Here is an 11343-nt window from a genome sequence, read left to right on the forward strand (position 1 = left end):
GACACCGACCGGGGCCAGGCGAGCCACGGCGGCTCCTGGAAGGCCTGGCTGGACGGCTACGGGTCCGGCCACACGGACACCGTCGCGCAGACGGTCGCCGTCCCGGCGGGCTGCCGGGCGACGCTGACGTACTGGCTGCACGTCGACACGGCCGAGAACACCACGTCCAGCAGGTACGACCGGCTCACCGTCACCGCCAACGGCCAGGAGGTGGCCGCCTACTCGAACCTCGACCGGGCCGCCGGCTACATCCTGCGGACGGTCGATCTCTCCGCCTACGCCGGACAGAACGTCGCCCTCACGTTCACCGGCACGGAGGACACCTCGGCGCAGACCAGCTTCGTCCTCGACGACATCACCGTCGAGATCGGCGACTGACCCGCCCCGCACCGGCAGGCCACACCACCAACCGCACCCCTGGAGCGGCCGGGCGGCACCAACCGTCCGGCCGCTCCCCCGTGCCCGCCCGGGCCCCTCGGATGTGCCGCCGGACCCGTGTCCCCCGCGTCGGGCCCGACACCGCCGGCCGCCGAGTCACCCCACCCGCGGGCTGTCCACCGACATCCATGCGGCCGGGCGGGCGCTGGACCGGTTCGACCGGAAAAGGACAGCGGTGAGCCTGGTCGCGGAAGGCCGTCGGCAGAAGTGGGACCGCATCCGTTCGTACCTTCTCGGGCTCGGCAGGACCGCGCGTCATCGGGGCTTACAATTCAGCCGCAGACGGCTATAGTGCCCAAATCGCCCACGGCAAATCTCTCCACCAGGGTGCCGCCCATGCACATGACCGGCATGAACCTGCCGCGCCCCCGAAGCCTCGCCGGCCAACTGTTCGCCCTCCAGGCCATGGTGCTGGTCATGGCCGTAGGCCTGTGCGCGACCTTCGCGTACCTCGGCGCAGGAGGCCAGGCCGAGGAGGCCGCTCGACGCCAAACGGCCGGAACGGCGGGCTCGGTGGCCGCCGCCCCTTCGGTGCGCGAGGCCATCCGCTCCAGCGATCCGACCGCATTGCTCCAGCCCTACGCGGAGCAGGTCCGCAAGAACACCGGGGTCGCCTTCGTCACGATCATGAACCCCCGGGGAATCCGGTGGACCCATCCCGATCCCCGTCTCATCGGAGGACGGTTCTCCGGCCACATCGAATCCGCCCAGAAGGGCGAAACCTCCTACGAGATCCACTCCGGATCCTTCGGGCCGTCGGTGCGTGTCGTGATGCCGATATTCGACGGCACGACGATCGTCGGCCTGGTCAGCGCCGGCATCACCGTGCAGAGGATCAACGATCAGGTGTGGCAGCAGCTGGTGTCGTTGGCCGGAACGGCGCTCGCCGTCCTGGCCGTGTGCGGGCTGGCCATGTCCCTCCTCGCCGTCCGGCTGCGTCGGCAGACGCACAGCATGCCCGCCGCCGAACTGGGCCAGATGTACGCCTACCAACAGGCCACGCTGCACGCCCTGAGGGAGGGATTGCTGATCCTGGACGCGCAGGGGCGCATCACCCTGATCAATGACGGCGGCCGACAACTGCTCGGGCTCGGACCCGAGGCCGGTTCGGAAGGCGTGATCGGCCGCAGGATCGACGAACTCGGCCTTCCAGTGCCCCTCACCGACGCGATGATGCTCGCGCAACCGCGCGTCGAGGAGGTCCATCTGACCGGCGAACGAGTGCTCGTCGTCAACACCGCACCCGTTCTCAGCGGAGCCCGGCGCGGCACGGTCGTGACCCTCCGCGACCACACCGAACTGCGGCTCCTGTCCCGTGAACTCCGCTCCGTACAAGGCTTCGCGGAAGCCCTGCGATCCCAGGCGCACGAGGCGGCCAACCGGATGCACACCGTGGTCTCGCTGATCGAACTCGGCCGCGCCGAGGAAGCGGTGCGATTCGCCACGGTCGAGCTGGCCCTGACGGGCGAGCTCACCGATCAGATCGCCGAGGTGATCGCCGAGCCCGTCCTGGCCGCCCTGCTTCTGAGCAAGGCGGCCCAGGCCGATCAACTCGGGGTGGAGTTCGCCCTCGCGCCGGACAGCCGGGTCGAGGAGGGGTCCCTGCCCGAGGACTCGTTGTCATCAGGGGACTTGGTGACCGTGCTCGGCAATCTCATCGACAACGCCCTGGACGCCGCCGTCCAAGGGACCGCCTGCCGTGGTTCGCGACTCCACCCCTCCGCCCCCGGGGGCGACGGCCTTGCCCCGCAGCGCCGTCCACGAGTGACGGTCACCGTCCGCGCCGACGCCGCGGAGCTCCTGATCAGTGTCTGTGACACCGGCCCGGGGCTCGACACGACAGCGCTCGAAGAGATCTTCCGACGCGGTTGGAGCACCAAATCACCGGTGAGGTCGGCGGACCACGAATCGCCGGAATCCGGGCGGGGACTGGGGCTCGCGCTGGTCAGGCAGGCCACACGGCGCAACAGGGGAACGGTGACGGTCGGGAACGCACACGAGGGCGGTGCGCAGTTCACCGTCCGGCTGCCACTCTCGCCCCGGTGACAGGCCGACATCGAACGCAAGAGCCGGCCACCGGGCGGACCCTGCCGCCTCGTCTGCCCCTCCGCTGCGATTCTGGGCGCCGTACCTGTCCCCGGCAGCCCGACGCGGCCACGCAGCGGGCATGGTGACGGGAAGGCGGCTGCGCGGACCCTCGTGCTCAGGGCGGCATACGATCCCGGACCCGCGTGCGCGACCAGACCTCTCCCCGTGCGCCGCTCGCGATACTGCGGTTACGGGCAGACCTGGAGAGCCCCTGAGGCGTCGGCGCTGTCCAGCAGACGCTCGACGACCTCGTCGACCATTGCGTCCCGGCCACCGAGGCGACCGGTTCCGTCCTCTCCGCCGTGACTCGTCCGTTCCACCTGGCCGAGGACCCGGGACCGAGACCGCGGCCAGGCTGTCATGTCACGGGCTTGCGCGATCTTTCAGCCACGCCCACCGGCTACGGGCCACGGCGTATGAAGAGGGGCGTCGGACGGTGGGAAGACCCTGCCGGTGTGTGGGTGAGCGGGTGTGTGGCGGCCCGGTGGACGGTGGCGCTGATCCGCTTGAGGAGCAGCCTCGGGATGGGCGTGCTCGTGGGCCGCGGCCCTTCCGCGGCCGACAGGCCGGTCATGCCAGGGGTGGGGCCGGTCGGGCACCCCCGGGGTGGAGGGGCCGCGGTGGGGCGGGGACCGGGCCTGTGGCGGGGGGGTCGTCGCCGGTGAGTGTCCCTAGGTGACGCAATCGCTGCTCCAGGTAGGAGTTCAGGCGGGTGTGGTGTTCGTGTTCGAGTGCGCGCAGCCTCTGGATCCTGGATTCGAGGCCCGCGCGGACGGCCTCCAGATTGCCGATGATCGTCTGGACCGCGGCACGGGTGTCGCGTTCCAGGGTGTCGGCGTCGGCCTGCGCGGCACGTTCGACGCCCTCGGCTCGGGTGCGGGCCGCGGTGAGGACGCTCCAGGCCTCGGCGCGGGCGGCTGCGACGGCCCGGTCGGCGACCTGTTGGGCGAGTGTGAGGACCTGGGCGGCCCCGGACACGCCGTCCGGGGCCGGACGCGGGGACGGGGGCAGAGACGGGGGCGGGGGCGGAGACGGGGGCGGGGGCGGGGGCATGAGTGCCGGGCTCCGAGTGCCGGTGATCGGCGCTACGGCTGCGGGGCGGACAAGGGCCGAGGCCACAGCAGTTCGAAGGCTCTCGTTCTCGCGCAGCAGTCGGACGAGTTCGGCTTCGACCAAGTCAAGGAAGTCGTCGACCTCGCGTCCGTCGTAGCCCGGGCGCAGGCGGACGGTGGTGAACTGGCGGGCGCGCAGGTCTGCAAGGGTGAGGGGCATCGGGGCAACCTCGACTGTCGGTGTACCGGGTGGCCCGACCGTGCCCGGCGCCTTCGGTGTGGTGGCGTCGGACGGGCGGTGGTGGGCGGGCATCGGCTGCGAGGCGCCGGACACCGGACGCGCACGCGGATGCGTGGGCGGGGCACGGGCAGCGGCCCCGGAAGCGGCGGCCGTCGTCGGTGTACGGATTGCCGCTACGCGCTTTTTACCCTCCCCGCTCATGCGAAGTCCAGGGGTTACCGCGAGGAATTGTGCCTTCGTCCGAACCGCGCGGATCGGACTCACGGTGGGTACCCGCCCGGGCACCGGGCGACCGCGGCCCCGGGGGGGGCTGCTGCGCGACGAGCGGTATGTCCTGACCGCAACGGTGTGAGTGTCGGTGTGGGCGCGCGGCCGGCGGCTCGCGCGACATGCCCCGCTCCCAAACCGCCGGTGGGGTCCTCGCCCGTCTGCGGGCGACCGTGAGGCCGCCCCCGATGGGTGGCGACCTCACGCTTTCGGGTTGCGCCGATACCGCTGGACTTTCCGGCCTTCGCCGGTGCGGGCGGTGTCGGTGTCTCTCAGCGGGTGCAGCGCAGGTTGTCCACGCTCACCGCTTCTCCCATCGCGCGCATCCCCGCGTCGTTGGGGTGCAGATGGTCTCCGTCGTACGAAGGCAGCAAGCGCGACGGTTGGGCCGGGTCGCGCATGACCGCGTCGAAGTCGACCACCGCGTCGAAGAGCGCGCCGCTCCTGATGACCTCGTTCACCTGTTGGCGGACCTGCTCGCCCGCGGCCGTCCAGTACGCCGACCCCTGGTAGGGCATGATGGTCGCACCCATCACGCAGACGCCGGCCGCGTGTGCGCGATCCACGATGTCGCGGTAGCCGTCGGTCAGCGCCTGAGCGGTCGGAGCGCTGCGAATGATGTCGTTGATGCCCTCCAGGAGAACGACCGTACGCAGTCCCCGCTGCGACAACACGTCGCGGTCCAGTCGTCGGACCGCGCTCTCACCGAAGTTGTTGTGGTCTTTCAGCACCTCGTTACCGGAGATGCCTTCGTTCGCCACCCCTTTGACCAGGTTGCCCGGGGTGTTCTGGAGCCGGGCGGCGAGGACGTCCGGCCAGCGGCGGTTGGTGTTCTGAGTGGAGTTCAGGCCGTCCGTGATGGAATCACCGAGTGTGGCGACGGCACCGGTGCCGGTGGGGGCGTCGACCACGACGGCGTCCAGGTACGACCAGGTGGTGACCGTCTGCGTGAAGGAGGTGCCGGCGTCGTCGGCCGCGTGATCACCCTGGGGTGCCACGTAGGACGTCTGCCGTGCCGCTTTGTGGCCGGAGGCGGTACCGGAGGCCTGCTGGACGTAGAGGCTGACCGCGAGGTCGGAGCCGGCCTGGACCGTGGTGTCGAGCGGGTCGCTGTACACCGTGCCCCCCGCGGGGACCGTCACCGAGGACGCACCGTTGAACGTCAACGGGCTGTTCCTGCCGGGCGTCACGGCGGCGCCCGACGACCGTAGCCCCACCCTCCCGGCGCCGAACGTCACCGGCTGTTGGCCGAACGCGTTCGACAACCGGATCCGCAGGCCGCTGCCTCCCGTGCTGGTGTGGACGATGAGGCGGTGGGTCCGGTCCTGGACGGCGTTACCGAGCCGGTCGGTGCTCGCCGCCCAGGTCACCACCTGCGTCGTCACGGGCGTTTGGGTGAGCTGCTCGCTCTCGGTGCTGTCGCAGGGCGACTGTACGAGGCCGGTGCCCCAGGTCGGGGAGGAGTTGGCCACGTTGAGGCACTTGCCGCTCTGCCGGGCAACCAGGCGCACGTGCCCGTTCCCCAGGTCTTCCGGCTTCCACTGCTCGTTCCGGGCGCCGTCGGTACACGGCCACTGGATCACGGCCGCGCCGTCGGATGTGGATCCACCCCGGACATTCAGGCACTGGGAACTGTGCCGGGCGATGACGCGCACGTACCCGGAGTCGGTCTCCTGAAGGCGCCACTGTTCGTTCGGGGCGCCACCGATGCAAGGCCACTGGATCACGGCCGTGGCGTTGGCCGTGGATGCGCTCCGGACATTCACGCACTGGGAACTGTGCCGGGCCGCGAAGGTGTAGTAGGGGCCAGGGTTCGCGACCAGGCCGGTCGAGACCGGACCTGCGGTGGCCACCGAGGTGGCTGTGGGTATGCCTGGCACCAGAAGCCCCAGGATGACGGCGGTGGGGAGAAGCCAGGATCTGCGCATTTCAGTTCCCTTCTCAGCAGAGACGAATGGCGAGCATCGTGAAGAGCACGAGGCCGCGCGGCCAGGAGCACCGCGCGGCGGTGGGTCGTGAATCGCTCAGGTGGGTACCAGAGGTATGGCCGACGTGTTGTCAGCCGTTGTCCTGCCGCGCGCGCATGCGAACGGCGGCTGGAAGAACCGGACGGTCGTCCTCCCGTACGGCGGGCGCCGGCGATCTGGCAGGCCGGCTGTGGCCTCCCCTGTCACTCCTGTACCGGCAGTGGGACTCCGAACGAGGTCCGTGTCCGATCAGCCCACGTTCCACGTTTGGTGGGGCGCCGGCTTCTTACCTGTTCGAAGCCCCAATCTGCCTGGGGACGTTCTCGCCCGACCGGTCCGGTAAGGGTCAGCCGGCGATGATCTCGTTGAGGACGAAGTGGCCCCACCGGTGGTTGGCGGTGCGGGGGACGAGTCGAATGCGGGTGGTGGTGACGGGGGCGGGAAGGGCGATCGTGCGGTTCTCGATGGCGGAGGTGTTGGTGTTCCAGGTCAAGGCCGCTCCGGCGACCTGGGGGACCCATATGCCCCTGGCCGGGTCCCAGGTCTGCACGTCGAGGTTGGTGATGCCCGCGCCTTGGCCGTATTGGGTGGCCAGGGTGACCGCGCTGATAGTGCGTGCGGTGCTGTAGTCGACGGTGATAGTGCCGTTGACGGTGACGCCCGAGTTGGGCACCCAATACGTGGCGGGGACGCCGTCAGCGAGGTTGCCCAGTTGCCCCTGGTCGGTGCCGTACGAGGAGCTCACCGTGGGGACGGGGACGGGGATGTTGACGCGGACCTCGGCCAGTTGGAGCTCGTTGGTGCCGGCGAGCTGGACTCGGATGAACCTCCCGTTGGCACCGACGGGGACGGTGAGCTTCTGGGGTGCGGTGCCCTTGATCCGAATCCGCTTCACGGCCGGGTCGGCCTCGATGCTCGCCCAGCTGCGGCCGGTCAGGTCGGTGACCGACACGAGCAGGTAGAAGTCGGTGAGGTGGTCGCCGCAGCAATCCGTGCGATTGAACACCTCCACATCCCGGATCGGGCGCTGTGCGCCGAGGTCTGTCTGCCACCATGCCTGGTAGTCGCTGAGGGTGTGGGTGACGCTTCCGCCGGCCCAGGTGCCGTCAGTGTTGCCGTCCACTGCCCGGCTCGCCGGCCAGGAGGGAGCGTAGGTGGAGGACTGGGTGGCCGGCCTGCCCAGGGCCGCGTTCGCGGTGTCCTCGACGGGCGCGCCGTATTGGCCGTCCGTGAAGACGGTCTTCCACTGCCGGTCGGCGAACCACTCGTGCACGGCGCGGGTGTAGTGCACAGCGTCGCCGCTGAAGATCCCGTAGGTGGGCGCAGCGGAGGGCTGGTAGAGCGGCGTACCCGTCGCGGAGGTGGCGTCGGCCGGGTCGATCAGCGTGTAGGGGTTGGGTGCGGGCCGATTGGCGAGGCCCGTCAGGGCATCCAGGACGTGCTGTGTCGGTGCCTGTTGGAAGAGCGTCGCGCGTGGACGGTAGAGGAAGACCGGGGCCTGCGTGGCGCCGGTCATCGTACGCAGCGGCTCCAGGACGTTGAGGAACGCCTGCTGGATGTGGCCGGTGCTGACCGTGGTGTTCAGCGCCGCGTCGGTCTCCCACTGGTTCCAGTGCATGCCGATGACGCGCGGTCGCTTGCCTGCCTCCTGCAGTGCCCGCAGGCCGTTGCCGATGGTGTTGAGAGTGAGCTGGTGCAGGCTGTCGATCTGGGTCGGGTCGCGGTCGGGCCACCAGCGGTTGTTGCCCCCGTCGGTCCCCTGCATGCCCTGGTTGCCCCAGCCCACGTGGATCACGTTCAGGTCGGGGAGGGCTGCGCCGGCGTTGATGGCGCGTTCCCACCGCATCGCGGTCACCGACGCGACGTTGTACGTGCGGCCGGAATTCCATTCGGCACCGAGGTTGCTGCCGGTGCAGGTGTACGGCGACCAGGTTGCCTGTGTGGCCCCGACCGTGAGGTTGCCCTGCCGGTTCAGCCCCTTGACGTGGCTGAAGGACGCGCACTGCGCCAGATCGGCGGGGTTCTTCATCGTCGCGGTCCACCCGACGGCGTTGCTCTGTCCGAGCACGATCAGCACCGGGGCGTCCACCGCGAGGTCGTACGGAGCCCGGGTGGGATCGTTCGTGGGCGGGGTCGATGCGGCCGACGACGGGGGAGACAGCGTCGCGGAGGCGGCCAGCAAGGTGACGGCGGTCACCAACGAGGCGGCGAGGCGGCCGAGGGGGCGCGGCCGGCGAACCACGCCGGGGGACTCTCGAAGGTCGTCGCCGCGCGACGACCGGACCTGATCGTCGACCGGTGACCGGGCGAAAATGCTGCTGAACATCATGGGTCGCTCCTTGGTTCGGGAGTCGGGACAGCGGTGGCCCGTCCTCCCGCTCGGCACGCATCGTGCGGACGGACTTCTCGCGTTCACACCTCGATCGAAACTCCTTGGCTCGTTCGAGGTGTTCCAGAGGGTCGGGGCTGCCCGACCTGCGGGTGAAAGGGCTTCCACGCGACGCCTCACGGGGTCGGCGAGGTGCGGTGGAGGAACAGGCCGACAGGGCCACGTATCAGCACTGCCACGGCCCTCTCGCTGACGGTCGCCGTGGTCGTCGACGGTGCCCGCTCCCAGCAGTCGGTCTGTTCCTGCGGCGTATCCCAGCTCACCGAGGCACGGACCACAAGGCACCAACAGCGATGTGCGGCGAACGGTCACACCGTGCGGCCAGCGGCAGGCCGAACGGTCGACCGAAACCCGCCACCACCCCCTCGCCGCCATCTCCACCACACGCACGACGACTCGGCAGCCGCACGGAAAGTCCTCCCCTGCCCCCTCGACCACTCCGCACTCCCCCACCCACGACACCACCCCGCGCGGGCCTGCCGATCCCCATCGACTGCCGCGTTCGGCCAGGCAGAGCCGGCTCTCCCCGGTCGGCAGGAAGTCACTTCGCCGACCAGCCGCATCCCCGGGCAGGATGGTGAAGTCACGCCCGATCAGGTCCGGGGCGAACACAGACCTGCGGGCCCGGCAGGTCAGGCCGCGGCGCCGGCGGCGGGTGCACCCACGATCCCGCGCTCGTGCGTGATCCGCTCCACCAATTTCCGCTTGACCGCCCGGCTCTGACGCCGCGGTTGCGCGCGCACGCGCGGGACGGCCATAGGCGTCCCTGGGCGCGAAATGGATCAGCGCGACCTCGGCGGCCAGCAGGTCCTCGGCCCGCTCGCGGGCGCGGCGGACCTGCTCGTCGGCGCGCCAGTCGTCGGACGAGGACCGGGCGATGCCCAGGACGCGGCAGCTCCGCTCGACGCCCCAGACGCCGTGGTGGTCCTCAACGAAACGGAAGCGGATCACCGTGTCCGGGGTATGGGGTCGTTCGCCTCGAAGCGTCAGGAGGAACTGAACGGAGGGCCGGAAGGGTCGGTGAAGGGGTGGGGCCCCGGCCGGCGGGGGGATGACCGGCCGGGGCTGCTCGGGGGCGGCCCGGTGGACAGAGGCGGCTGGACCGCTGTCGGCCTGACGGGGTGTTCGGTGGCGGTGGTCGGCGGTGGTGGGTCGGTCGGGCTCTCGGTGGGCCGCCGCCGCTCGCCCGCCTTGTGTTGGGGGCGTGGGCTGTCATCCCCGCAACTGCCGGGCTACAGCTCCGACATCAGGCTCTCAGGTTCAGCAGGGAGCGAGCCACCGCCCGGTTCCCGACCGGCGCGTCGTATCGATAGGGCCACCTGGGCAGGATTTCGACAGACGGCAGCCGAGCCTGCGCAGCCGACGGACGGTGGCGGCGGCCTGCCGGTCGTCGAGCACGAAGACGAAGGGGCCCGGGATCAGGAGCGTGTCGATCCAGCCGTTGGCGATGCGGCGTTCGAGCTGTTCCAACTGGGGCAGGCCGTCAGGGTGCCGGCGCCCATTGTCGATGTACACGAAGGGATCCGGCAGGCTGTGCCGCACGGCGAGCCGTTGCTTCGCCCTGCGGTGGCATTCCATGTCGGACGGATCACTGAGGTAGCAGCGCAGGTAGAGCGCGGCCTGCGGATGCGCGGTCATCCGTCGTGAGTACATGAGGTCCCACCTGCCCGTGGCCTGAGGAAGTGGATGGGGAACGTTCTGCACCGGCCCGTCGGAGGGTCGGGGTTCCGGCGGCGTGGTTCGTTCCCCACCTTCCCCTGCGGAGGTGGACGGCCGCATCGGGAGATCTACGGAGGCGGCTACGGAAACCGCGACCCTCGTGCACGCTGTGCACGGCGACCGGCCGCGCTGTCGGGGGCCGGCTGTCGTCATCCTGCGCGGCCCGGCGTCCGGCGCGCGGGCGGGCTTGACGGCACCTCAAAGTCTCACGGAGGAAGGCCCCTACCGGAACACCCACCCCGGACCCGCCAGCCCGGCCGGTCCGCTCACAAGGTTCGGACTCTACGTTCGACGATCGTGCGGTCGATTCAGCAGGCCACGGGGGCAGCTGGGACCGGCTTCGGCTCGGTGGCCGGTCCCCTCTGGCGCACTGCGCTCCACCGAGGCGGCCCCACGCGGTCGGTCACCGCTCGGACACCTGCGGTGGCGGGCTTCGACCGGCCATGTCCGGGCACTGAAGGCCCTCGAAGCCGGACACCAATCGGCTGTGATTCACCTCACGTTTGAGCGGCGCGCCTCACTGACTATCGTCTATCGAAAGACACGCCCCCATGCGCCGGCCATCCGCATCGCGGATTCCAGCCAGGCAGAAATATCAATCCCCCATACCACCACAGCGGATTTCGGTGACGGATTTCCAGGCTGCGTCCGCTGTTCGGAGCGGGCGATGCCATCCAAGGTCAGGAGTCGTCAGAACCCTGGTTCCTTGCGCATAGAAGGCCAATAGCCATGGCAACGAAGACGTAAGCCGTCGGATTCCTGACGGATCCGCCGACCAAGCCGGCGAATTCTCCAGAATTTGCTGAGGAAGCGCCCGACCATCGCTTGCAGGACATCGAACCGGTGCGACCTCCGTCCCGAAATCAGCCCTGCCGGACCATGAGCCGCCGCTGACACCTTCCACCCCGGAGCAGCGCCGGTCCGCACCCGACTCCGTGCCCGGCACCAGCCCCGCTGCCAGGGAGACACCACATGAGCATCGAAGACCGCGGCATCCGGTTCCCGCAACCGGCCCGCTCCCGCAAATGCGACCGGCGCACATACGTGCTCGACACCAGCGTGCTCCTGGCGGACCCTCTCGCCATGACCCGCTTCGAGGAGCACGAGGTCGTTCTCCCGGTGGTCGTGGTCACCGAGCTGGAAGCCAAGCGGCACCACCCCGAACTGGGCTACTTCGCCCGC

The 11343-nt window shown here is 70.1% G+C and carries 6 protein-coding genes and 1 pseudogene; 3 read left to right on the forward strand and 4 right to left on the reverse strand.

Annotation, left to right across the window (positions count from 1 at the left end; translation table 11 throughout):
• A pseudogene (locus PUR61_RS23825) lies at positions 1-378 on the forward strand (hypothetical protein); the annotation flags it as partial.
• A gap of 411 nt (positions 379-789) precedes the next feature.
• Positions 790-2484 carry a sensor histidine kinase gene (locus tag PUR61_RS23830; RefSeq protein WP_329881416.1) on the forward strand — a complete coding sequence of 565 codons (1695 nt, stop codon included), beginning with the start codon at positions 790-792 and terminating at the stop codon, positions 2482-2484.
• A gap of 612 nt (positions 2485-3096) precedes the next feature.
• Here the strand turns inward: PUR61_RS23830 and PUR61_RS23835 are convergent.
• The 4 genes from PUR61_RS23835 to PUR61_RS23850 all read right to left on the reverse strand — a co-directional run bounded on the left by PUR61_RS23835 (position 3097) and on the right by PUR61_RS23850 (position 10080).
• Positions 3097-3798 (reverse strand): DivIVA domain-containing protein, encoded by a 702-nt coding sequence (locus tag PUR61_RS23835; RefSeq protein ID WP_329881411.1) that lies wholly within the window; start codon positions 3796-3798, stop codon positions 3097-3099.
• A 560-nt stretch (positions 3799-4358) separates the two neighbouring features.
• The gene (locus PUR61_RS23840) at positions 4359-6014 is read right to left on the reverse strand and encodes an RICIN domain-containing protein (protein ID WP_329881412.1); all 1656 of its coding nucleotides are present in this window, start codon (positions 6012-6014) and stop codon (positions 4359-4361) included.
• A 385-nt stretch (positions 6015-6399) separates the two neighbouring features.
• A complete protein-coding gene (locus PUR61_RS23845; RefSeq protein WP_329881413.1) occupies positions 6400-8382 on the reverse strand; it encodes a discoidin domain-containing protein in 1983 nt (660 codons plus the stop codon).
• Positions 8383-9702: 1320 nt separating this feature from the next.
• On the reverse strand, positions 9703-10080 hold the full coding sequence (locus PUR61_RS23850) for a hypothetical protein (RefSeq protein ID WP_329881414.1): 378 nt from the start codon (positions 10078-10080) through the stop codon (positions 9703-9705).
• A 1053-nt stretch (positions 10081-11133) separates the two neighbouring features.
• On the opposite strand from PUR61_RS23850, the gene PUR61_RS23855 reads away from it, so the two are divergent.
• The coding region (locus tag PUR61_RS23855) for a PIN domain-containing protein (RefSeq protein ID WP_329881415.1) at positions 11134-11343 on the forward strand (210 nt) is incomplete at its 3' end.

This window comes from Streptomyces sp. BE20 (genome assembly GCF_036322525.1).
In the GTDB taxonomy this organism is placed as follows: Bacteria; Actinomycetota; Actinomycetes; order Streptomycetales; family Streptomycetaceae; genus Kitasatospora.

What these genes read in the sequence shown, in the direction of transcription:
- PUR61_RS23830 (WP_329881416.1), top strand. Translation starts at nt 790, where the DNA reads ATGAACCTGCCGCGCCCCCGAAGCCTCGCCGGCCAACTGTTCGCCCTC.
- PUR61_RS23840 (WP_329881412.1), bottom strand. Translation starts at nt 6,014, where the DNA reads ATGCGCAGATCCTGGCTTCTCCCCACCGCCGTCATCCTGGGGCTTCTG.
- PUR61_RS23835 (WP_329881411.1), bottom strand. Translation starts at nt 3,798, where the DNA reads ATGCCCCTCACCCTTGCAGACCTGCGCGCCCGCCAGTTCACCACCGTC.
- PUR61_RS23850 (WP_329881414.1), bottom strand. Translation starts at nt 10,080, where the DNA reads ATGACCGCGCATCCGCAGGCCGCGCTCTACCTGCGCTGCTACCTCAGT.
- PUR61_RS23845 (WP_329881413.1), bottom strand. Translation starts at nt 8,382, where the DNA reads ATGATGTTCAGCAGCATTTTCGCCCGGTCACCGGTCGACGATCAGGTC.